This window comes from Desulfobulbaceae bacterium, assembly GCA_013792005.1.
Classification (GTDB): Bacteria; Desulfobacterota; Desulfobulbia; order Desulfobulbales; family VMSU01; genus VMSU01.
In genome coordinates, this window is record VMSU01000146.1 from 1 (window position 1) to 22,884 (window position 22,884).

At 45.6% G+C, this 22,884-nt stretch carries 21 protein-coding genes; 7 read left to right on the top strand and 14 right to left on the bottom strand.

Translation table 11 applies throughout. The features are described 5' to 3' along the window. Positions 1–741, top strand: a 741-nt coding sequence (locus tag FP815_08885; protein MBA3015055.1) for a methyl-accepting chemotaxis protein, incomplete at its 5' end; no start/stop codon positions are given. A 247-nt stretch (positions 742–988) separates the two neighbouring features. Here the strand turns inward: FP815_08885 and FP815_08890 are convergent. The 3 genes from FP815_08890 to FP815_08900 are packed head-to-tail and all read right to left on the bottom strand — an operon-like array spanning position 989 to position 3,833. After that, positions 989–1,930: a diguanylate cyclase gene (locus FP815_08890; protein MBA3015056.1), complete on the bottom strand. Its 942-nt coding sequence runs from the start codon at positions 1,928–1,930 to the stop codon at positions 989–991. Then, positions 1,899–2,399, bottom strand: coding sequence for a tRNA (cytidine(34)-2'-O)-methyltransferase (locus tag FP815_08895; protein ID MBA3015057.1), 501 nt, complete (start codon positions 2,397–2,399; stop codon positions 1,899–1,901). Before FP815_08895 ends, FP815_08890 begins: the two co-directional genes overlap by 32 nt. A gap of 30 nt (positions 2,400–2,429) precedes the next feature. Continuing rightward, positions 2,430–3,833: a M23 family metallopeptidase gene (locus tag FP815_08900; GenBank protein MBA3015058.1), complete on the bottom strand. Its 1,404-nt coding sequence runs from the start codon at positions 3,831–3,833 to the stop codon at positions 2,430–2,432. Positions 3,834–4,355: 522 nt separating this feature from the next. Between FP815_08900 and FP815_08905 the strand changes: the two genes are divergently transcribed. The 3 genes from FP815_08905 to FP815_08915 all read left to right on the top strand — a co-directional run bounded on the left by FP815_08905 (position 4,356) and on the right by FP815_08915 (position 7,804). Continuing rightward, a complete protein-coding gene (locus tag FP815_08905; protein ID MBA3015059.1) occupies positions 4,356–5,591 on the top strand; it encodes an aspartate kinase in 1,236 nt (411 codons plus the stop codon). Positions 5,592–5,670: 79 nt separating this feature from the next. Beyond that, entirely contained in the window at positions 5,671–7,287 is a 1,617-nt protein-coding gene (locus FP815_08910) for a citramalate synthase (GenBank protein MBA3015060.1), read from the top strand. A 10-nt stretch (positions 7,288–7,297) separates the two neighbouring features. Beyond that, positions 7,298–7,804, top strand: a complete 507-nt coding sequence (locus FP815_08915) for a hypothetical protein (protein MBA3015061.1) — start codon at positions 7,298–7,300, stop codon at positions 7,802–7,804. Positions 7,805–7,884: 80 nt separating this feature from the next. Here the strand turns inward: FP815_08915 and FP815_08920 are convergent, their stop codons facing one another. From FP815_08920 to miaA, 6 genes are all read right to left on the bottom strand, one after another. Continuing rightward, on the bottom strand, positions 7,885–8,535 hold the full coding sequence (locus FP815_08920; protein MBA3015062.1) for a histidinol phosphate phosphatase domain-containing protein: 651 nt from the start codon (positions 8,533–8,535) through the stop codon (positions 7,885–7,887). Continuing rightward, complete coding sequence (gene miaB / locus FP815_08925) at positions 8,535–9,821, bottom strand: tRNA (N6-isopentenyl adenosine(37)-C2)-methylthiotransferase MiaB (GenBank protein MBA3015063.1); 1,287 nt, start codon at positions 9,819–9,821, stop codon at positions 8,535–8,537. The genes FP815_08920 and miaB overlap by 1 nt, the downstream gene beginning before the upstream one ends. A 155-nt stretch (positions 9,822–9,976) precedes the next feature. Continuing rightward, positions 9,977–10,267, bottom strand: coding sequence for a DUF4911 domain-containing protein (locus tag FP815_08930; protein MBA3015064.1), 291 nt, complete (start codon positions 10,265–10,267; stop codon positions 9,977–9,979). Beyond that, entirely contained in the window at positions 10,264–11,706 is a 1,443-nt protein-coding gene (locus tag FP815_08935; GenBank protein MBA3015065.1) for an adenylosuccinate lyase, read from the bottom strand. Before FP815_08935 ends, FP815_08930 begins: the two co-directional genes overlap by 4 nt. 178 nt (positions 11,707–11,884) lie before the next feature. After that, positions 11,885–13,708 (bottom strand): single-stranded-DNA-specific exonuclease RecJ, encoded by a 1,824-nt coding sequence (recJ, locus tag FP815_08940; protein MBA3015066.1) that lies wholly within the window; start codon positions 13,706–13,708, stop codon positions 11,885–11,887. Beyond that, positions 13,709–14,674, bottom strand: coding sequence for a tRNA (adenosine(37)-N6)-dimethylallyltransferase MiaA (gene miaA / locus FP815_08945; protein MBA3015067.1), 966 nt, complete (start codon positions 14,672–14,674; stop codon positions 13,709–13,711). A gap of 227 nt (positions 14,675–14,901) precedes the next feature. Here miaA and serC point away from each other — a divergent pair, with 227 nt between their 5' ends. From serC to rlmN, 3 genes are read left to right on the top strand one after another with little or no spacing between them, the layout of a single operon-like run. Next, the gene (serC, locus tag FP815_08950; GenBank protein MBA3015068.1) at positions 14,902–15,987 is read left to right on the top strand and encodes a 3-phosphoserine/phosphohydroxythreonine transaminase; all 1,086 of its coding nucleotides are present in this window, start codon (positions 14,902–14,904) and stop codon (positions 15,985–15,987) included. Then, on the top strand, positions 15,988–16,857 hold the full coding sequence (locus tag FP815_08955; GenBank protein MBA3015069.1) for a B12-binding domain-containing radical SAM protein: 870 nt from the start codon (positions 15,988–15,990) through the stop codon (positions 16,855–16,857). Then, a complete protein-coding gene (rlmN, locus tag FP815_08960; GenBank protein MBA3015070.1) occupies positions 16,854–17,969 on the top strand; it encodes a 23S rRNA (adenine(2503)-C(2))-methyltransferase RlmN in 1,116 nt (371 codons plus the stop codon). Before FP815_08955 ends, rlmN begins: the two co-directional genes overlap by 4 nt. A gap of 24 nt (positions 17,970–17,993) precedes the next feature. On the opposite strand, the gene murA is transcribed toward rlmN, so the two are convergent. From murA to FP815_08985, 5 genes are all read right to left on the bottom strand, one after another. After that, positions 17,994–19,256, bottom strand: a complete 1,263-nt coding sequence (gene murA / locus FP815_08965; protein ID MBA3015071.1) for a UDP-N-acetylglucosamine 1-carboxyvinyltransferase — start codon at positions 19,254–19,256, stop codon at positions 17,994–17,996. A gap of 273 nt (positions 19,257–19,529) precedes the next feature. Beyond that, positions 19,530–20,399 carry a peptide chain release factor N(5)-glutamine methyltransferase gene (prmC, locus tag FP815_08970; GenBank protein ID MBA3015072.1) on the bottom strand — a complete coding sequence of 290 codons (870 nt, stop codon included), beginning with the start codon at positions 20,397–20,399 and terminating at the stop codon, positions 19,530–19,532. 35 nt (positions 20,400–20,434) lie between these two features. Further along, entirely contained in the window at positions 20,435–21,502 is a 1,068-nt protein-coding gene (prfA, locus tag FP815_08975) for a peptide chain release factor 1 (GenBank protein ID MBA3015073.1), read from the bottom strand. Between the two features lie 87 nt (positions 21,503–21,589). Beyond that, entirely contained in the window at positions 21,590–21,808 is a 219-nt protein-coding gene (gene rpmE, locus FP815_08980; GenBank protein ID MBA3015074.1) for a 50S ribosomal protein L31, read from the bottom strand. 79 nt (positions 21,809–21,887) lie between these two features. Beyond that, a partial coding sequence (locus tag FP815_08985; GenBank protein ID MBA3015075.1) for a transcription termination factor Rho occupies positions 21,888–22,884 on the bottom strand: 997 nt, incomplete at its 5' end.

The following is a 22,884-nucleotide window of genomic DNA, read 5'->3' on the forward strand; positions in this document are numbered from 1 at the left end:
ATCTTTTCTTTAGCAGAACAGGTTTCATCGGCAAGCCAGGCAATTGCCGATGGCTCTTCCTCTCAGGCCGCCTCCACCGAAGAAACATCGGCGTCGCTTGAGGAAATTTCATCAATGACCTCTGTCAACGCCAATAGCGCCACTACGGCGGACTCATTAATCAGATCCACCTCTCAGCTTATCGCAGATGGAAACTCAAGTATGAATCGGCTGATACAGGCAATGGAAGGTATCGCCACAGCCAGCGACAAAACCCTGATAGTCGTCAAAACCATCGACTCCATAGCTTTTCAGACCAACTTGCTTGCGCTTAATGCCGCGGTTGAAGCGGCACGCGCTGGTGAGGCAGGAGCCGGGTTCGCGGTTGTCGCAGATGAGGTCAGAAATCTGGCGATGAATGCAGCCCAGTCAGCTCGTGAAACCAATCACCTGATTAGTGAAACCGTTGAGAAAATCAAAGAAGGACAAGTAATTGCGAAGACAACGGCACAAACCTTTTCCTCTATAGTTGAAAATTCCAGTAAAGTTGGTGGGTTGGTTTCTGAAATTGCTTTAGCATGCCGCCAGCAGGCCACCGGGATGGGGCAGATCAGTCAGGCAATGAATGAGATTGATGCCGTTACGCAGAGTAATGTCGCACTTGCCGAGGAGAGCGCGGCCATTGCCACGGACATGTCTAACCAAGCTGAAAAGGTCAATGATAACATTGGCCATCTCTCTACCATTGTTGGCAGTGCTTGATTCCACAACCAAAATAGTTGAACATCAACGCTTAGTGCCAATGGGAGAGAAATAAAGGGTGTCGATTCAACAGAATCAACAAGTGTATTCGCAACGTGTCCACGATGCTCCAACGGAACATTGGTGAAGACGCATCTCGAGTGCCACATCTGACAAAAGGAATACCGGCAGTAGTGGCGGACAGCGGCTAAATTGAGCAGGTCATCAATGGAAATGCCTCGACAGATTATCGAGTAGACTGAAAATCCTACTCAAACCAAACAATCCGTCCTCGACCGGCGTGTTTGGCATCATAGAGAGCCCGGTCAACACTCTTGATGAAATCGTTGATATTGTCCTGCCAGGTCAAATTCTGGTTCCGCCTGAACTCTCCCAACCCACAACTGAGACTGGTGTCACCATAATCATACTCCATGTAGGTGGCCAATATCCTTTCGTTAATTTTGATTGCCTGAGCAGTGGTGGTCTGGGAGATGAGAATAGCAAATTCATCTCCTCCGTAGCGAAAAGCCCAATCAACCCCACGCCGAGCGCAATTCTTTAAAATATGCCCCAGCGTTGCCAACACAGTATCTCCGGCTTGATGTCCTAACGTGTCATTATAGCCCTTGAAGCGATCAATATCAATAAATGATAAAAAGATGCTATACTCCTGACGAATGGCCCGGTGTATTTCATCAACAATTTTGATATCGAAATAACGACGGTTATAGAGGCCGGTTAGTGCGTCACTTGTTGACCTTTTTTCTAATTCATGAATCAAAGCTTGCTCACGGATGACTCTCCGCAACTTGGCAACAAGCTCCGGTCCATTGAATGGTTTAGTCATAAAATCAATGGCGCCAGCATTAATAACATCCATATAGCTATAATCCTCACTATAGCCAGTAACCATGATGACGCCGACTTTGGGAAATTCGGCTTTAACATTTTTAAGCAGGTCCATGCCATTCATCACTGGCATGTTAATGTCGGTGATGACAATTGAGAACTTATCCTTATGCAACACTTCCAGAGCTTGTTTGCCATCAGTAGCGGTCGACAAGGGGTATCCATGTGCCGCAATAATGCTCTCCATCACAGAGAGGACGATGGGATCATCGTCAACAATCAGAATCTTGATATCCTTATTGGGGGGTAGGTTACAGTCATAGCGGTCATCCATGATTTCTATCCTCGTCCGATGCATACTCTTGTTGCCGTAAGGCTTCGTAGAGTACTATTCCTGCTGTCATCGCCAAATTCAAACTACGGATATTCGCATTTGCCATTGGGACAGTATAGCATCTTTCAGGATATGTGGATAAGAAATGTTCGGGAAGTCCTAGTGTTTCCTTTCCAAAAACCAATAAATCACCTTTTCTAAATTGGGCTTGGGTGTAGGAGCGGGTAGATTTCTTACTGAGGAGGAATAGTCTGTTGATAGGGTGAGCCTCAACAAAGGCATCAAAACTTGGCCAGTGGATAATAGTGACATGTTGCCAATAGTCCAATCCCGCCCGTTTTAAATACCGGTCATCAGTGCTGAACCCTAGTGGATGAACAAGATGCAACGTAGTATTAGTAGCGCCACAGAGACGGGCTATACTACCGGTATTAGGAGGTATCTCAGGCTCCACCAGTACAACATGGAACCGTGTATCATCGAATTGTACCATAGAGTGAAGCGCTGTTTCCAACCCTCGCAATTAGAGGAGGAGCGAGATGTCATGCTCCTTGTTGGTGATGGTCAGACTGCTGACTTTAATTGTTTGTGTGTGCGGAGTGAAAGAGTCTAGATCTGCCATTTGAGCCAAAGCTTGACGCTGCTCTTTAAATTTCTTGAGCTCCTTGCCGGTGAGGGCAATTTGAACCTTGAAGGTCATGGCAAATGGATCTTTAAAAACCATGTGATGTTGAATCCGATAGTCGAGATGTGGTCCAGTCGATATGCCGGTCGAACCGACATATCCGATAATATCTTTTTTACTGACCACACTTCCACGGCGGAGACCACTTTTAAACCGTGACAGATGTCCATAGTGGGTCTTGTAATCACCGCTATGGGCAATCACAATTTGCTTACCAAAACCACCGTTATTCCCTATCTCGACCACACGTCCGTCTGCAACAGCCATGATCGGTGTGCCACTAGGCGCGGCAAGATCGATGCCCAAATGAGGTTTAATCTTACCGGAAATTGGGTGTTTACGTTGATAGGTAAATTTTGACGTCATCTTGCCAACCGGCACTGGTGATCGCAAAAAAGATGCCCCTACCGCCGCCCCATCTTGATCGAAATAAACATCTTTGCCTTTGGCTGATTCAGACAAGTATGCTTCAAGAGTTGTTCCATTTGACCGATAATACTGGGCGACTTCGATCTTGCCGTAGCCAACAAGCTTATGATTTTTAAAAAATTTATCAACAACCAAGCAGTATCTATCTCCTGGCTGAATCTCGGTGTTGAAGTCAATCCTTGAAGAGAAGATATCAGCAAAAGCATAAACTAAGCGCATATCCTCATTTTTATCGTTAAAGGCAGCAAATAATGAGCTGGAAATTTCTCCGGAAATTTTGACTTTCTTACGTTCCAGTTCGATAGGTGTTTTGCTGACCTTGTACCCTTCGTCGGAATTTTTAATAGTAAGAATGTCGAGTGGGCCTGATTCATAACTGAAACTTGCCAGTTGACCGTTACCATCCATTTGGAGGGTATAATTATCTGCGGGTTTAATCCTTTTAAAATCAAGTTTGTTGCGTAATGCGTCGATGATGGTCAGACGAAGTTGGACTGGAACGTTCTGTCGCTTAAGGGAGGAATCAAAAGTTTCTCCACGCTTAATTGTCCCAGCAATTTCTGGAACAGAAGGCTCTTTTATCTCGGTATCCTCAGTGACGGTATAACTGTCATCCGAAACGAAATTCCCCCCCTCCTGTTGCGTCAAGCCCCCTGATCCACCATGAATAAGGGTATCAGTCTTTTCTAGTAAGGTTTGAAGTAGGGGTTGTTGTGAATCTGAGTGGTCTTTAATGTTACCAATTAATACGCTGCCAATAAAAATAGTGCTGATAATTAAAAGGCTGAACCGAATATTTTTAATAAATTTCATAAAAAGAATCTGAGCTCCTTAGTATTTTATGTATTACCACCACAATGTGGCAAGCAGCGGCAGTCCCTGTTGACAACGGCATCGGTGGGATTCATAGAGATGTCAAGGGTAAACACAATAGTCTTTGTGAAATGAATGTCATACTGCCTACCAAAATCTGCACTGAAAGACAAGGTTGTTTTTTTTAAATAGAAAAATTGGCCTATTTAAAATAGATCGAATTGGTCCGAATTTTCTCATAAAGGTCCCCTGCTAACCAAAATTGAAGCTGCATTAAAAAAATGTACCAAATTAAACCTCTCGATAGTATTATTGTTTCTTATTTTTAGAACCTCATCAAATCCATTTCAAATTTTTCGAGGTTGATTTTCTGATACAGACTGTATGATAAACAGAGCTGAAAACAATCTTAGTATTCACCTTAAGACGTGCCACACAATTTGAACGTATGGGATTTCTGATGCCATCAATACGTTCCTAACTTAATAATCTTAATCGAAGAATAAGGAGTTTTTGCTACCAATGGCGCTTATTGTTCAAAAATTCGGCGGCACCTCAGTCGCTAATCCAGAAAAAATTAAGGCGGTGGCCGCACGGGTTTTAAGTTACACCCAGAAAGGACACCAAGTGGTGGTGGTTTTATCGGCCATGGCCGGCGAAACCAATCGGCTTGTAGGTTTCGCTCACCAGATGCAAGACCAGCCGGATAGCCGTGAGCTTGATGTCCTGCTCTCCAGCGGCGAACAAGTTACCGTCGCGCTCTTTGCCATGGCGGTCAAAGCTGCAGGGCATGATGCCATCTCTTTTCTCGGTGACCAAGTTAAAATTACTACCGATACCATGCATACCAAGGCCAGGATAATATCTATCGATACCGATCCTATTATTAGTCGGCTGAACGAAGGTAAGGTAGTTGTGGTTGCGGGATTTCAGGGCGTTACTGAGGGTGCTGATATAACCACCTTAGGACGAGGAGGTTCTGACACCACAGCAGTCGCCTTGGCGGCAGCCCTTAAGGCTGATCAATGTGAGATCTATACAGATGTGGAGGGTGTGTATACCACTGATCCCAATATCTGTTCGTCCGCTCGCAAGATCGATAGAATATCCTATGATGAAATGTTGGAATTGGCCAGTCTTGGGGCTAAGGTTCTGGATATCCGATCTGTGGGATTTGCTAAACGATATAATGTACCTGTTCATGTTCGGTCAACATTTACCGATGCCGAAGGAACTATGGTTGTAAAGGAGGATAAAGATATGGAATCAATGATGGTTTCCGGGGTCACCTATAACAAGAACGAGGCGAGAATTACCTTGTCCAAGGTGCATGATGTTCCAGGGGTAGCCTCTAAAATTTTTACCCCGATTTCCGGCGCTGGAATTGTGGTTGATATGATCATTCAAAATACCAGGGAAGGGGAATTAACCGATATGACCTTCACGGTCCCCCGTTCAGACTATAAAAAAGCTATGGCCATCGTTAAAGATATTGTCTCTGAAATCGGGGAAGGATATCTCTCGGGCTCAGAACAGATAGCCAAGGTCTCCATCGTCGGGGTCGGGATGCGCAACCATTCAGGCATTGCTACCACTATGTTTAGAATTCTGGCTGACGAGGGGATTAATATTCAAATGATCAGCACCTCGGAGATTAAGGTCTCCTGTGTTATTGATGAGAAATATACCGAACTGGCCGTGCGGGCTCTGCATGATGGCTTTGGCTTGCACAGGGCCAGCGCCCCTGGCCAAGATTAACTGCTAAGACTTGGTCTGCAGGTCAAGCCGTCTTTTTTATAATCGGCATTGACCATGAATATACAAGAGGTTTGACATCATGGTAAAAGAAGTAACAATATACGATACCACCCTGCGAGATGGGACTCAGGCTGAAAACTTCAATCTGTCTGTTGATGATAAAATTCGAATCACCCTTAAACTTGATGAACTGGGGATCGACTTCATTGAAGGCGGCTGGCCAGGATCAAATCCGACCTCAGTTCAATTTTTTCAAGAGATACAAAGTTATAATCTGAAACATTCTAAACTGTCGGCCTTCGGTAGCACCAGACTGTTCAGTAATCCAGCGTCTCAGGATGCAAACCTTCAGGCCCTGCTCGCAGCTAAGACACCATGTGTAACCATCTTTGGAAAGACGTGGGATATCCATGTTGATATTGCACTACGCATTTCACTAGAGGATAATCTGACCATTATCGATGAGTCCCTTCGCTATCTGCGTCCCTATGTTGAAAAACTCTTTTACGATGCGGAACATTTTTTTGATGGATTCAAGGCAAACCCCAGCTATGCCCTGACCACCATTGAAAAAGCTTATCAGGCAGGATCTGACTGCCTGGTTCTTTGTGATACCAATGGAGGAACGTTGCCCACAGAAATCGCCCACATCATGGACGAAGTGAAGCGTTACTTTGATCAGAAAAAGATTACACCAAATCTAGGCGTCCATGTTCACAACGATTCAGAGACCGCAGTTGCTAATTCACTGGTGGCAGTCGACCATGGAGCTACCCAGATCCAAGGTACCATCAATGGTTTTGGAGAGCGTTGCGGCAATGCCAACCTGACCTCGATTATTCCTGGATTGGCATTAAAAATGAATTGCTCCTTTGCCGCTGCCCAACATTTGTCAAGATTGACCGAAGTCGCCCGTTTCGTCAATGAACTGGCCAATCTTCCTCACAATAAATACCAACCCTATGTCGGCGCCGCCGCCTTCGCTCATAAAGGTGGCATTCATGTGGCAGCAGTCCAGCGCAATCCTTTAACCTATGAGCATATTACTCCAGAAAAGGTTGGCAACATCAGGAGGATTCTTATCTCCGATCAGTCTGGTAAGAGTAACGTGCTGCATAAGGCAAAAAAATTCGGTCTGGATCTGGAAAGCACCGATCCTCTGGTAACTACAATTCTCAAACGTTTAAAGGAATTGGAAAACCAGGGCTTTCAATATGAAGGCGCCGAGGCCTCATTTGAACTATTGATGCGCCGAGCCATGGGGACAATGCCCATTTTTTTTGAACTGAAGGGGTTCACTGTCCTCAACCATAAGGATACCCCTGAAGGGGCGACCAAGGCCGAGGCCACCATCCAGCTTGAGGTGGGAGGGGAAACTGTACACACCGCCTCTATGGGGGAAGGACCTGTTAATGCTTTGGATAATGCGCTACGCAAGGGCCTCACCTGTTTTTATCCACAGCTAGAGACTATGTCCCTCAGCGATTATAAAGTTCGGGTCTTGGCGTCAGAGCATGGCACCGGAGCACAGGTGCGGGTATTGATTGAGTCGACAGACGGCAAAAGTCAGTGGGGTACGGTCGGAGTGTCCCATGATATTATCGAGGCCAGTTGGCAAGCCCTGGTTGACGGTATCTCCTACAAACTTCTGAAGGATAAACTTACTCAGCAGGAGGCCAAAAAACAGGGGTGCTGATTATTAACTCATGATCATTACAATGATTGATGGTACGCATCAAGAAATTAAGAATGAACGACATGGCAGAGATCGGCGGTCCCTGGTTCTGGTCTTGGTAGGTCTTGGGATCTTGATCCCGCACCTTATTGCATTGCTTCTCTCATTTACCACACTAAGAGTTCGTCCCAGCGAAAATGTCAGTCTGGTCTGGACAGACCGGACTGACCATCTCCCTGAAGGGTTGTATTGGCTCGACAACAATGGTTTGCATATCAACCAGGATAAAAGATTTTCCTGGTCGACTCATCTTCCTACTCATGCAGCCCCCTTATTTTTTCAACCAATCTCAATCAATCTGGCTGACCGGGATACGCTCATGATTATCCCCGGCATTGGCAGTAAGATTGCAGAAGCAATCATTCAATATCGGGACAGGGCAGGGGGGATTAAGGATAAGGAAACCTTGATGAAAATTGATGGTATCGGCTCAAAAAAATCCGCTACGATCACAGACAATGTCAACTTTGATGATTGAGAAGAATTAGTTTAATTGAGCCGCCACTACAACATCCACTCCCCCAGGGTGATCTGAATCAGGCCCTAACCAAACCTTATTTATTGCGTAACCCTTTCCACCAACTCTGCCATATTACGGCGGATTTGCTCAAACCCCGCCTCTGTCACTCCAGCGCCTAAAGCAACGATCTTGGCCATACTTGCAGTTAAAAAATCACCAGGACCATGGGCATCAGCATTTACCACAAGCTTGGCGCCAAAACGTAAAGCCATGGCTGCAACGTGACCGTTCGTTAGAGAGTGTCCTTTGCGAGCCGACAACTCAAGGAGTATGCCCCTACTGGCTGCCATCCTGGTCTCCTCTTCACTAATGAATCCAGGATGAGCCAGGATATCGACACCGGCCTCAATGGCAGCCAAATTGGTGCCAGGTACAACCGGTTCAACTACCGTCTCTCCATGGCCCACGACAATAAGCGCCCCAAGACGTCGCGCCTCTTCCGTCAAATCTTTGAACATTCCTGGTGGCACATGGGTCAATTCGATTCCCGGAATCAGTCTCGTTACAGAATGCTGGTTAAGGTCGGCGGCAACCTTAACAATCCGCGGGACAATAAAATCAAGATTTGAGGAATCGGCATGATCAGTAATCGCTACGGCATGATAACCCAAAACTTCTACCCGGCGCAAATGTTCGGCGGGTACCAGGACGCCGTCACTGAAGAAAGTGTGGGTATGCAGATCAATCATTATTTTATTTCTCCACGTAATGAATGTTGGCAAGCTTCAGTAATTAAAATATCGACCATCTGCCCAGGGAACAATGGCACAGTGGACTCAAAATGAACTATATGGTTGGAACTTGTCCGCCCATGCCATTGGCCGTCTTTACTAACTTGTTCACTCTCTACCATAACCCGCTCTAGACGGTTATGGTATTCACGGTTACGTTCAAAGACGATCTCGTCAATTTTTTTGTGCAATCTGGCAAGTCGCTCAGTCTTGATTTCTTCTGACAATTTGTTGTCAAAATCAACAGATTTTGCCTGGGGACGATCAGAATACTTAAACGAAAATACTCCATGATAACGAACTTCGTTAACAAGTGCGAAAGTCTCTTCGAAATCCGCCTCTGTTTCACCGGGGAAACCAACAATGATATCAGTGGTGATTGCAATATCCGGTCGGCTTGTTCGCAACTCATCGACTAAAGCCAAATAGCGATCTCGGGTATAATTACGATTCATTCGCTTAAGTACCTGGTCAGAACCGGACTGAACCGGAAGATGAAAATGAGAGCAGAGGACAGGGAGGTCGGCAAAAGTCTGCGTCAGTTCAGTCGTAAGATCTTTAGGGTTTGAGGTGGTGAAACGGAGACGCTCCAAGCCATCAAGCCCAGCTACAGCCCGAAGCAATTCTGCAAAGGTGTGAATTTGTTTGCCCTGTTGATCTCGTCCGTAGGAATTAACATTTTGGCCAAGTAGGGTGATTTCCTTAACCCCATGGTCAACGAGCAGTCTGGCCTCAGCAATAATGTCTGAAAAAAGACGGCTTACCTCCCTCCCTCTGGTAAAGGGAACGACACAATAAGTGCAAAAATTATTACATCCCTGCATAATAGTGACGAACCTTTTATGACTGGGGCCACGTCCCATTTCTGGCAGAAAAGGAGGTATTACGAAGGAGGGCGATTGATCAATGGCGACAATCCGCTTGCGGTCACACTTGAGGTCATCAAGTAGAGCAGGGAGGTTGTAAATGTTCTGCGGCCCCAGCACTAAGTCAACATACGGCATTCTCTGTAATATTTTTTGCCCCTCTTGTTGGGCAACACAACCAACAACTCCAATGATCAACCCCTCTTTTTTTTGTTTCAAGGCCTTTAACTGACCAAGAAGAGAAAATGCTTTCTGTTCTGCTTTTTCTCGAATGCTACAGGTGTTGACTAATACGATGTCAGCATCAGCGATATCATTGGCTGGCAATGAGTTTTCGGACATCAATTGGGCCATGATTTCCGAGTCACGATCATTCATCTGACAACCGAATGTTTCTATGTAAAATAATGTATTATTAGTCACTTGCTTCTGAGATATAATAAAATTTATTAACTACCTTGATTGGCCGTTGATCCATATGTGACACTATATATTAGATCAGATCATTCAAAGTATGACCCAATTTGTAACAATCAATGCGGCAACTTAGTAAAAGAAGAGTTTTGTTGTTTATGGTTAAGGCCATTTGGCGTCAACGTTTGTTGATTAATAATGACCTCACCAAAAAGTAACGGTGACAAGTCAGCAATGATTGCTGTTAGGTTGTCATGAAACGAAAGGGGATAGCGAATAATAATAGACCCACTCTTTGAGTCAACAGTAGACACGAGTGCCATGCCATCGTACCCCTCAAGGATAAATTTAATAAATCCGATGCGATGAGGGGTAATTTTCAACAAAATGGTTCCAAACTCAGTCGTCATATCTGAATATCTCCATAATCGCAATTAAGCATGTGTTGGTGCATGGAGAGTCTTGGTTCGACCACGTTACAAATAAATTCTGTAGTTTGAGCACTAGCCCTACCGGTAAACTGTCCTGAATCGGCGATCAGGGCAAGGAGTTCCTCAGGGGAAAAAGGAACAGTTGGATCGTTGCCAAGACGCACGAGAAGATCATTATCCTTTCCTTCTTGCTTCACAACCAACCCAGCGGCAATAGAGTGAACTTTGATCACTTCATGCATTTCCTGACGACTCTTTCCTCGCTCCACACAGGCCATTAATATCTTTTCTGTGGCCATAAATGGAATTTCCTGCGAAAGATGACGTTCAATTTGCTTTGGGTAAACAACCATTCCATCAGTTATGTTAACAAATAGCTTTAGAATCGCATCCGTCAACAAGAAGGCCTGAGGGATATCCATTCGACGGATGGCAGAGTCATCCAAGGTCCGCTCAAACCACTGATTGGCATAAGTCGCAGCAAAGTCAGCAGGCAACCCCATCAACTTACGAGATAATCCAGTCATCCTCTCACTACGCATAGGATTGCGTTTATAGGCCATCGCCGAACTCCCCACTTGATCTTTGGCAAATGGTTCCTCTTGCACCTTAAGATTTGACAATAGCCTCAAGTCAACAGCAAATTTATGAGCAGTGGCACCGATACCGGCAAGCGTTTCAGCGGTCTTCATGTCAAGCTTGCGAGTATAAGTCTGACCTGTAACATCAAAAACATCGGTAAATCCAAGCTTTATTGAAACTAACTTATCAAGATCCTTAACTTTCTGGTGATCGCCAGCAAAAAGGTCCATAAAAGACGCCTGGGTCCCGACAGTACCCTTGGCCCCACGAGCTTTGATTTGAGACTCAAGCGCTTCAAGATAGTCGAGATCCATCAGTAAATCTTGCAGATACAGCGTATTGCGCTTACCAACTGTGGTAGGCTGCGCAGCCTGATAGTGAGTGTACCCCAAAGTGGCCAGATCCTTGTGTGTCATGCTGAACCTGGCAAGGTTGGCGATAACATTAACAAGCCCTTTCTTGACAAGCTGCAACGCTTCTTTCTGGATAAGCAGGTCAGCATTGCAACCAACGAATTGAGAAGTGGCTCCAAGATGAATTATGGGCTCGGCCAAGGGGCACTTCTGGCCATAAGCAAAGACATGGGCCATAACATCGTGACGGATTTCTTTCTCTTTGCGAGCTGCCAGATCGAAATCTATATCTAGGGCATGGCGCTTTAATTCATCGACCATTTCTGCCGTGACCAATCCAAGCCCCAGTTCATGTTGAGCTTCAGCCAAAGCGATCCAGCACTGACGCCAGGTCTCGAATTTTTTTTGCTCAGAGAAGAGGTGCTGCATCTCCTTACTTGTGTATCTGCTAACCAACGGCTCTTGATAGATAGTACGGTCCATACATGAAATCCTTTAGCTGAAATATATGAAAAAACAAAGATTAATCATTGAAAGTTAATTTTAATAATAAATTTACCCGATGAAGCGAATGCCTTTTTGGGCAGCGGGAGCAAAAAATCACATGTGGGTCAACGTCGCATAATATATATTATGTTTACAGGAGTGAATGGTAATGAAATTAAACTGTTACCTTCTGCCAATCAGTAAAGACATCAACAAGTCCGATTTTTATCTTGGTATACCCATTGAACCGATCTTCTCTCAGTGAAAACGCGATAGAGAGTTCAGTTTCACCGGCGACTCCTCTTGTCGCGATACTTCCAAAACCAAAACCTATTCCATCTAACCAACGTCCTCCCAAGTAAACCGAAAAGCGCATGTGATTTTTCTCTTTACCAATAACTTGCATATTTCTCAACCTGCATGGCTCACCAGTTATAAAAATGGGTTCACGATTTCCTTGGCCGTATGGCGCAAGCTGACTCCACGCCTGTTCAAGTTCTGTAAAGCTAGTCTTACTATCGACAATATAGTCTGCGGCAAGGTATGTCCTCTCCATGGCAGGTTCTATAGCCGTAATAAATTTATTGTGCATAACAGACTGAAAATTAAAGAGATCATTCTCCATGATGGACATGCCTGCGGCGTTGCTGTGCCCGCCATAGCCAAGAATCCTTCCCTCTTTGGCACACTCAGCAATTAGCTTGTGAATATTCACACCAGGAATAGAACGAGCTGACCCTTTAAGAACACCCTCCCCGCCAAAAACAATGGCTGGTTTGTGAAAGATATCAACAAGCTTAGAGGCAACTATGCCTAAAATACCAAGGTGCCACTGCGTTCCGTGAAGGATGATGCAAGGATGGCTTTCCTCACCTTGTTCCATCACCTTTTCGATTGCCTGATTGACAAGCTTGCTGGTTTGCTCCCGGCGATCCATGTTCGCAAGTTCAATATTGTTCGCCAAGTCGACAACAAGCTGGTTGTTTTCACTTGCTAACAGGGTTGATGCTCGGCTTGCATCCCCCATGCGTCCTGCTGCATTAAGGCGTGGACCGACTTGAAAAGCGATATCTTCATGAGTAACCTTCTGGCCTTTTTGGATATGACACCTCCCCATAATTGCCGAAAGTCCTTGATTTTCCGTTCTGGATAAGACCTCAAGACCAGCCTTCGCCAAAACTCGATTCACCCCCTGCAGTGGGACCATGTCTGAAATTGTACCCACTGCTACCAGATCAAGATATTTTTTTAAGTTAGGTGGGGGGGTATTGCGCCAGAAGTGTTGCTGATGAAAATGTGACCGTATACCCATTACAAGATAAAATGCCACCCCTACTCCGGCCAAATCTCTGCTTGGGAATTGGCACCCTTCCTGCCATGGGTTGATAATAGCATGGGCCTTCGGCAGTGTCAGTGGTGGCTGGTGGTGATCAGTTATAATCACCTGCCAGCCTCGTTCAACTAATCGCTTAACCTCCTCCAAGTCTGAAATTCCACAGTCTACAGTAATAACAAGTCCCGTGCGATTAGGGAATGTCGTCTCGACCAGTTCAGCATTTAGCCCATAACCATTGACAAACCGATCGGGATGGCATGACTGGCAGTCAGCGGCAAGCTCAGTGAGAAACCTGATGAGAAGCGCTGTTGCGGTAACGCCATCGACATCATAATCGCCATAGATGATAATAAGAGTATTATTCTTGATCGCTCTGTAAATCAAACCTACAGCATCGGCCATTCCCTTCATTAATAGGGGTGATGGTAGGGAGCGCAGCGTGGTAGCCAGGAAATCAGTCGCTGCCTCTGAAGTCAGAATTCCACGTTGCGCCAGTAATGAAGCTAAGAGGGGGGAGATAGTACGGTTCGACTGTAAAACAGAAAGCACAGAGGTCTGGGGCGGGGTGAATCGCCATGCTTGCCCCGTGTGACTTTCTCCAAAATCAATATTCAAAATATTACGTATTCCCTTATTGTTAAATATAAAAATTAATATATTTATTTAATTATTTTTCAATCCAGTCAAATAAGCAGAAACAGCCGTAATAATTTCTTTAACTTGTTTGGGATGAAACCAGGTTATTTCTTGATCAGCTCGAAACCATGTTAATTGTCGTTTGGCATAACGCCTAGTGTCTCGGACCAGCAGCTCAATACTTTTACCCCAAGTCCATTCACCATCCAAATAGTTATGTATATGCCGATACCCCAACGATTGCATGGAGTGGAGAGTTTTTGGGTAGCCCAGGGCCAACAACTTTTCTACTTCTTTCAAAAGTCCGGTATTGACCATATTGCCAACCCGTTGCTCAATCCGTGCATACAACTCATTACGATCACGAGCAAGGCCAATCTTGGCCACCTTGGCTTTTGTTTGTTGCTGTTGCTGATGGCGAGCAATGAATTCCGACCAGGGAACACCCGTGCTCCGCACTATCTCTAAAGCCCGAAGTAAGCGATACGTGTCGTTAGGATGAATACGGTTTGATGTATTGGGATCACATCGAGTTAACTCCTGCCATAAAACATCTCGACCAAGAGTATGCAGATCTTCCTTAATTTTATGCCGAATGTCCGGGGGGATCTCAGGCATAACGAAAATTCCTTTCTCTAATGCCGAAAAATATAACCCAGTTCCGCCAACTAATAGGGGAATCTTACCATTTTTCTGAATTTGTTGGATGGCATCCTGGCAATCCGCAACAAATCGCGTGGCACTATACTCTTCATCCGGAAGAATATAATCGATCAAATGATGGGGCACCCTCCCCCGCTCCAAATCCGTTGGCTTTGCTGTGCCAATATCCATGAATCGGTAAATTTGAACCGAATCAACACCGACTATCTCACACCCGAACGTCTCTGCCACGGTTAAGGCAAGTTCTGTTTTGCCAATAGCAGTTGGTCCAACCAAGATAATTATTGGTTGTCCGATTGCTTCCTCTTCTCTTTGCTGCTCTAAATCCATGGCACCCTAAATATGCTTGCTAAAAAAAAATTCTAATCATCAACTGATTGTGGCAGTTTTTCCTGTTTGAGGTATGATGTCAACCTTAATAAAATATTATAGCAGAACAGTCTGCGCCCTTGTCCAGAGAGATCTATTCAGTTTGATCACTTAAGCGCTACTACACAGCAGTTACCTTTAAAACTTTTATTCTTTTTTTATAACAACCCCAATACCAGGAGACCCCGATGCCAGCAAGAGTATTTAATTTCAGTGCCGGTCCTGCCACCCTTCCCCAAGAGGTTTTACAGCAGGCGGCTAAAGATATTGTCAACTACAACAACAGTGGTATCGGTTTGATCGAGATGAGCCATCGCAGTAAGGATTTCATAGCGGTAACCGACGAAACCGAGTCCTTGCTGCGTGAGCTGATGGGCATCCCAGACAATTACAAAGTCCTCTTCCTTCAGGGTGGCGCCTCGACCCAATTTGCTATGGTTCCCATGAACCTGTTGGGGACAGGGAAAAAAGCGACCTATCTCAATACCGGAACCTGGTCAAAAAATGCAATCAAGGAGGCTAAGCTGATTGGTGATGTTGATGTTGCGTTTTCCAGTGAAGCAACAACGTTTGACCGTCTCCCTGAAAACCTCGATTTCACTTCAGCTAATGCTTCTGAGTATCTGTATTTCGTATCAAATAACACTATTTTTGGCACCCAGTTTCATGAGTTTCCCAAGACCGCAACAACCATGATCTGTGATATGAGTTCTGACATTCTCTCCAGATCGGTTGATGTCTCTTCGTTTGGCATCATCTTCGCCGGTGCGCAGAAAAATATGGGTCCAGCCGGTTGTACAATAGTAATCATCCGTGATGATCTGCTCGACAAAGCCCCTGCGACTCTACCCACAATGTTTAAATATAAAACCCATGCCGACAAGGGGTCTATGTTCAACACCCCGCCATGTTTTTCTATCTATGTCGTGGGACTGGTGCTGAAATGGCTTAAAGTTCAAGGAGGCGTTCCGGCAATTGCGCAACTGAACCAAAAAAAGGCAGATCTGGTGTATCAGGCGATTGATTCCACTGACTTCTACCGGGGACACGCCCAAAAGCCGTACCGCTCCCAAATGAATATCACCTTTAACTTGCCAACTCCTGAGCTTGAAGCACAATTTGTCAAGGAAGCATTGGCCCAAGACCTGAACGGGCTGAAAGGACATCGTTCGGTAGGCGGTATCCGGGCTTCGATCTATAACGCCTTTCCAATGGAAGGGGTTGAACGCCTGGTTGAATTTATGGCAGCTTTCGCCAAGCACCACAGCGAATAAGTGGATTACCAGGGAACTGTTATCCGGCCTCCCAGTGAGGCCGGTAGCATTATCCTCCAAGTAACGGTAGGTTGCTCCCATAATCGATGTACGTTCTGCGGGGCATACCAAGATGAGTCTTTTCGCTACAAAAATCCTGCGATCATTGCCAGCGATCTTGATTATGCTGCTAAGTATTATCCGCGCAACAACCGTCTGTTTCTAGCCGACGGGGACGTCTTGACCATCCCGCAGCACCGTCTGGTTGCCCTTATGGGAGCCATCAAGGGGAAATTGCCCTCCGTACGGAGGGTTCGACTCTATGGTAATGGCAAGAGCATTCGATCAAAAAGCCTTGCCGACCTCCTAAAGTTAAGAGAACTCGGTCTTGACCGAATATATATGGGACTGGAAAGCGGAGATGATGGTGTTCTTTCCGCAATCAAGAAAGGCAACACCTCAAAACAATTAATCGACGCTGTTCAGAAAGTGCGGGAGGCAGGAATATTCCTGTCGGTTACCGTCCTCCTGGGAATTGCCGGGGTTGATGGATCTGCTCAACATGCTATTGCCACCGCGCAGGTCTTGAACCAAATGGCGCCCAATCAGATTGCCGCCCTGACTGTTATGCCGATTCCAGGAACCTCATTGGCTAACGATATTGCTCATGGCCGTTTTCAACTGCCAGATGAACTCATCATGCTACAGGAACTAAAGACTATGGTGAGCCACATCACCCTTAACAAGGTTCAGTTTCAGTCGAATCATGCCTCTAATTTCCTGCCCATTGATTGCCGTCTCTCACGAGACAAAGAGGCAGTACTTACCAGGATCGACCAGGCCTTGACCGGTGAGATACCTTTAATGCCAGACTATATGCGTGCCTTGTGAATACACTACCTGCATCAGACAATCTCCCATATCCCCCAGCAACCAGTTCAGAACAAGAGGGGAAAAGGAAAAAAACCGACCTTAAGAATCTCACACTGAACGGCATTGTTACTTTTGTACGCTCAATGGGAGAGCCAGATTTCAGGGGACGACAGATCTTTTCGTGGATCTACCGACCAGGAATTAGTTCGTTTGATCAGATGAGCGATATATCTCTCACCTTTAGATCAATGTTACAGGAAGTGGCTACCATCAGTCAGCTTCAACTAGAGACACGAGAGCAGTCAGAAGACGGCGCTGTCAAATATGCCTTTATACTTGATGATGGTCAGCATATCGAAAGTGTGCTTATCCCGGATCAGGACCGCTATACCCTCTGTGTCTCATCCCAGGTGGGATGTGCCATGAGCTGCAGCTTTTGCCTGACCGGCACCATGGGGTTCAAACGAAACCTGACTGCAGCAGAAATGGTCAATCAAATCCATTTTGTGATGGAGGAACTTGCCCGCCAAGGCAAAGGGAGACTCAACAATCTGGTGTTCATGGGCATGGGCGAACCCTTGGCCAATCTAGATAATCTATTGACAGCCCTTGATATTCTGCTCGATTCTAGAGGGCTTAATTTTTCCGATCGTAAAATAACAATTTCCACCTGTGGCCTGGTCCCCAAGATGGCAGAACTCGGCAAGCGGACAACGGTCAACTTGGCTATCTCCCTGCATGCTGCTGACGATGAAACCAGAAATAAATTGATGCCGATTAACCACAGTTACCCTCTGGCAGAGTTACTTGAAGCCTGTCGTCAATACCCAGTTCCCAAGCGACGACGGATCATGATTGAGTACTTGATGATTGATGGCTGCAACGATTCGGTTGCAGCCGCCAGAAAACTTGTCAGGATCCTGCACGGCATCCCCTGTAAAATCAACTTGCTGCCTTTTAACGAATGTCCTGCCCTCCCCTATCGTTGCCCATCACGCAAGACTATTGAGGCCTTTCAAGCAATTCTACTTGCTGCTGGTTTCACTGTCATGATCAGAGAAAGTCGGGGAGCGGATATCTCGGCAGCCTGTGGGCAATTGGCTCTACAGAAAACCAATCATGCTTGCTAAGAGAATAACGCCCTTCTTCTTTTGTTATTCGCGCACCTGATTGATCTTGGCTCCAAGGGCCTGTAATTTGCCGGCAAGATTGTCATACCCGCGTTCCAAATGGTAAATTCTTGATATCTCGGTAATTCCTTTGGCTGCCAACCCGGCAATTACCAGTGAAGCGCTGGCCCTGAGGTCGGTTGCCATGACTTTTGCCCCGGTATAACCCCCTGTCCCTTTGACGATAGCGCTTCGTCCATCAACCTTGATATTCGCTCCCAATCTCAGCAGTTCAGCTACATGCATGAATCGGTTTTCAAAGATGGTTTCATGAATCACTGACAGGCCACCTTCCGTCATCGCCATCAGTGCCATGATTTGGGCCTGAAGATCGGTAGGGAAGCCCGGGAACGGCATAGTCTTAATGTCAATACTTCGCAACGCGCCATGCCTGGCGACCTGAATACTATCCCCTCCCTCCTCGACAGTTAACCCAGCGCTCCGTAACTTGTCGAGCAAAGAGGGGAGATGACCTGGTCGGCACCCTTTTACCGTCACCTCACCACCGGCAGCCCCAACTGCAATTAAATAGGTACCAGTTTCGATCCGGTCTGGAATTACATAGGTATCGGTGGCCTTTAGTCGTGTCACCCCATTAACCGTCAGACGATCAGTATCCTTGCCTTCGATATCAGCGCCCATGGCGCGAAGCATATCGATAAGGTTACCGACCTCAGGTTCGCGAGCGGCATTCTTGATCACTGTAGTTCCTTTGGCCAGGACTGCTGCCATCAGAATATTCTCAGTGCCAGTAACCGAGGGAATATCAAAATAAATGGGAGCGCCCTGTAAGGAGTCATCAACAACAGCATCAACATACCCCTCAGCAAGAACCAAGCGAACCCCCATCTTTTGTAAAGCCTGAAGATGGAAATCGATTGGCCTGGCGCCGATGGCGCACCCCCCTGGCAACGAAACCCGTGCCCGGCCAAAGCGGGCCAATAGTGGTCCCAAGACCAGGACAGAGGCACGCATGGTCTTGACCAAGTCATATGAGGCTTCAAGATTAGTAATCTGGTCGGAATTGACTGTAAGTATTCCGTCTATAGATAATTGAGTGACAGCTCCAAATGATTCCAGGAGCTTGAAAATTGTTTTGGTATCCCGAAGATTGGGCACATTGCGGACAATATGCTTGCCTGGTGCCAAGAGTGTAGCTGCGATTAAAGGCAAGGCAGCGTTCTTTGCCCCACTGATCGTGATCTCTCCATAGAGCGGTTGGCCACCCTCAATAACTAATTTATCCATACTGAGTTACCTAAATGTGTTGCCCAGGGTAGATTAATCCAGGGCTTAGAGTATCGGTCTATCCAATAGAGGAGGTTATATCAATTATGATAATTTCGTAACTATACAGGTTAACGGTGATCAGTTATCGGTTTACGATTAAAAGAATCATGGGTAGTCATAAATCATCGCACGATACTCAATGTCAGTGTGTTCTCAGCCATTGGCAGGACCCAATCACCGTCAACTGTCAATCGTAAACCAACAACCTGAGCAGTTCCATAATTTCTATAATTATTGTTTTTCTTTTCTTCTGGCATTAAGAAGTCTAGGAAGTCCGGCGTAGTCACGATAAACAATCACTTCGTCAAATGCCTCAGTATCACGCATCGCGGAGGTCACAAACGTCTCCTGATCGTACCCAATCTCCATCAACAGTACTCCGCCAGGACGTAATAATCGAGAAGAGTCACTGATAATCCTTGAGATTTCATCCCTGCCATCATCGCCGCCAAACAGTGCCATCTCAGGTTCGGCTATCAGTTCCGGTTGCAACGTTGATTGAACACACTTGGCAACATAGGGAGGGTTTGCTGCAAGAACATCAAATTGAGCACAGTCTCCAAGCGTGGTAGCCCAATCAGAGTTTAACCAAAGAATCCGATCTGATACTCCGAGAAAGAGCGCATTGGCTTTGGCAACGCTGAGGGCATCAATTGATCGATCAACAGCAAGGACGCTGATCTGCCGATGCTCAAGAGCAAGAGTAATGGCAATAATCCCACTTCCTGTGCCGAGGTCGAGGATCTGAATTTTTTTGTTATCCTCCATGGCCCGGAGAGCCAAACTTGCTTTGTCGATAAGAAGTTCTGTCTCTTGTCGAGGGATTAACACTGCCGGGGTCACGACAAATTTTCTACCGTAAAATTCTTGATTACCTATAATATAGGCTAATGGTTCTTTCGTTAACCGCCTGGTGATTATCTGATCAACTGATGCTACTACGTCAGCTGAAGCAGTTTGCTGTCCGTTAAGAAAAATATCTGCACGTCTACAATTTAATATATGACGCAGAAGAATAACTGCTTCCGTTTCCGGATCCATTATTTCTGCAGCCGACAAACGTTTCACTGCATCGTGATACAATGTGAGAATCGTTGTCATCGATCAAAATCATCAGGGGGTAACATCTCGAAAACTTACTGAATTGTCTTCAGCACTTCGGCTTGGTAGTGTGACAGGAGGGGGTCAAGGAGATCATCAATTTTACCCAACATGATTTCTTCGATCTTGTATAACGTAAGATTAATACGGTGATCACTGACACGGCCTTGCGGGAAATTATAAGTGCGGATTCTTTCACTTCTATCGCCTGTGCCGATTTGGCTCTTGCGAGTTGCTGAAATTAGATCGTGCTGTTCTTGCTGCAACTTATCAAAGAGCCGCGCTCGCATGACTTTCATTGCTGATTCCTTGTTTTTGTGCTGAGACTTCTCGTCCTGACAGGTAACGATCATGCCAGAGGGCAGGTGAGTAATTCGCACAGCTGAATCAGTGGTATTGACACTCTGCCCCCCAGGACCAGACGAGCGAAATATGTCAACCCGCAATTCATTTGGTTGAATTTGCAACTCAACATCCTCAGCCTCTGGCATCACAGCGACAGTTACAGCTGACGTGTGAATCCGCCCCTGTGCCTCGGTTTCAGGTACCCGCTGAACCCGATGAACCCCGGATTCGTATTTAAGCCGGCTAAACACCTTATCACCTTTAATCATGGCGATAATTTCCTTAAACCCTCCAATTCCGATAGCATTACTGCTTAAAACCTCAATCTTCCAGTTCTGGGTCTCGGCATAGCGGCTGTACATCCGGAAAAGATCGGCAACAAATAAGGCGGCTTCGTCACCGCCAGTCCCTGCCCTGATTTCAAGTAAGATATTTTTCTGGTCATTGGGATCCGGTGGCAAAAGCAGAACTTTAAGCTCCCGCTCCAGATCAACCTTTTTATTGATTAATTCAGTTACATCCGCCTTAATCAAGGACAGCATTTCATCATCGGTCTCATTGGCAAGCAGATCTTGATTTTCTTGCAACTGCAATTCTGTATGCTGATACTCAGCATACAATTCATCCATCTTGACGACATGAGAGTGTTCCTTGGCAATACGTTGATACTCTGCCGGTTTGGAGTGTACAGACGGATCAGAGAGCTTAGCCTCCAACTCTAACCGTTTTTCATGTAAGTGTTCGAATTTTGAGAACATATTGTTTGCCAATGGATAAAAAAAAACAAGCATCAACAATCTAAAGACTGATGATGCTTGTGTGAAACCAAATAAGGCAGGGGTTTGTTACTTTGCAGCCTTCTGGTAGTGCTTTTCGTATTTTTTCATGAACTTGTCAACTCGACCGGCAGTATCGACAAGTTTTTGCTTTCCGGTAAAAAATGGATGGCAATTAGAACATATTTCAACCTTCATCACCGGGTTGATTGAACCTAATTCAACACTATTGCCACAGGCACATGTTGCTGAAATCTTATAGTATTCTGGATGGATATCATTTTTCATCAAAGTTCCTCTTTGCTATTCAATAATATTAACACAACAATTATAAAACGTATCTTAATACTGCATATGACATAATTTATCAAGTATTCATTGTTTGAAAAAATTCAGCATTCGTCTTGGTGCTCCTCATCCTATCCATCAGAAACTCCATAGCATCAGCTGGGTTCATTGATGACAACAGCTTTCGGAGGATCCAGGCACGGTTTAGTTCGTCGGCAGAAAGAAGAAGATCCTCTTTTCTCGTTCCGGAACGATTCATGTCAATGGCAGGATAGATTCTCCGCTCCGACATTTTTCGATCCAGAATGATCTCCATATTACCAGTTCCTTTAAATTCTTCAAAAATAACTTCATCCATACGGCTACCAGTTTCCACCAAAGCCGTCGCCATAATGGTCAGACTTCCACCTTCTTCGATATTACGGGCAGCACCAAAAAAACGCTTTGGGCGATGCAAAGCGTTAGAATCAACACCACCTGACAAAATTTTACCGCTGGAAGGAACCACGATATTATACGCCCGAGCCAAGCGAGTGATACTATCCAACAAGATTACGACGTCTTTCTTTGCTTCTACCAGACGCTTCGCCTTGGCAATAACCATTTCCGCCACTTGTATATGGCGCTGTGGTGGCTCATCAAAGGTTGAACTGACGACTTCGGCATCAACACTACGAGCCATATCTGTGACTTCTTCCGGTCGTTCGTCGATCAAAAGGACGATGAGGATAATTTCCTTATGATTCCGAATAATGCTGTTGGCAATCTTTTTCAACAACACGGTTTTTCCAGTTCTCGGAGGCGCTACCACCAATCCCCTCTGCCCTTTACCAATAGGGGACATGATATTCATAACCCGCATCGAGAAATTATCGGGTTGATCCTCCAGGTTGATTCTTTCACACGGGTGAAGGGGAGTCAGGTTGGAAAATAATGTTTTCTCTCTATTTTTTTCAGGTGCTTCAAAGTTGACAGAATCGACTTTCAGTAAAGCAAAGTACCGCTCACCCTCTTTTGGAGAACGAATAGGACCGGCGATAGTATCACCAGTTCGTAAATTTAACCGTCTAATTTGA

What these genes read in the sequence shown, in the direction of transcription:
- FP815_08920 (MBA3015062.1), bottom strand. Translation starts at nt 8,535, where the DNA reads ATGATTGATCTGCATACCCACACTTTCTTCAGTGACGGCGTCCTGGTA.
- FP815_08900 (MBA3015058.1), bottom strand. Translation starts at nt 3,833, where the DNA reads ATGAAATTTATTAAAAATATTCGGTTCAGCCTTTTAATTATCAGCACT.
- murA (MBA3015071.1), bottom strand. Translation starts at nt 19,256, where the DNA reads ATGGATAAATTAGTTATTGAGGGTGGCCAACCGCTCTATGGAGAGATC.
- FP815_08935 (MBA3015065.1), bottom strand. Translation starts at nt 11,706, where the DNA reads ATGGACCGTACTATCTATCAAGAGCCGTTGGTTAGCAGATACACAAGT.
- rpmE (MBA3015074.1), bottom strand. Translation starts at nt 21,808, where the DNA reads ATGAAAAATGATATCCATCCAGAATACTATAAGATTTCAGCAACATGT.
- FP815_08930 (MBA3015064.1), bottom strand. Translation starts at nt 10,267, where the DNA reads ATGACGACTGAGTTTGGAACCATTTTGTTGAAAATTACCCCTCATCGC.
- FP815_08890 (MBA3015056.1), bottom strand. Translation starts at nt 1,930, where the DNA reads ATGCATCGGACGAGGATAGAAATCATGGATGACCGCTATGACTGTAAC.
- serC (MBA3015068.1), top strand. Translation starts at nt 14,902, where the DNA reads ATGCCAGCAAGAGTATTTAATTTCAGTGCCGGTCCTGCCACCCTTCCC.
- prmC (MBA3015072.1), bottom strand. Translation starts at nt 20,399, where the DNA reads ATGACAACGATTCTCACATTGTATCACGATGCAGTGAAACGTTTGTCG.
- prfA (MBA3015073.1), bottom strand. Translation starts at nt 21,502, where the DNA reads ATGTTCTCAAAATTCGAACACTTACATGAAAAACGGTTAGAGTTGGAG.
- FP815_08915 (MBA3015061.1), top strand. Translation starts at nt 7,298, where the DNA reads ATGATCATTACAATGATTGATGGTACGCATCAAGAAATTAAGAATGAA.
- miaA (MBA3015067.1), bottom strand. Translation starts at nt 14,674, where the DNA reads ATGGATTTAGAGCAGCAAAGAGAAGAGGAAGCAATCGGACAACCAATA.
- FP815_08910 (MBA3015060.1), top strand. Translation starts at nt 5,671, where the DNA reads ATGGTAAAAGAAGTAACAATATACGATACCACCCTGCGAGATGGGACT.
- FP815_08895 (MBA3015057.1), bottom strand. Translation starts at nt 2,399, where the DNA reads ATGGTACAATTCGATGATACACGGTTCCATGTTGTACTGGTGGAGCCT.
- FP815_08905 (MBA3015059.1), top strand. Translation starts at nt 4,356, where the DNA reads ATGGCGCTTATTGTTCAAAAATTCGGCGGCACCTCAGTCGCTAATCCA.
- miaB (MBA3015063.1), bottom strand. Translation starts at nt 9,821, where the DNA reads ATGAATGATCGTGACTCGGAAATCATGGCCCAATTGATGTCCGAAAAC.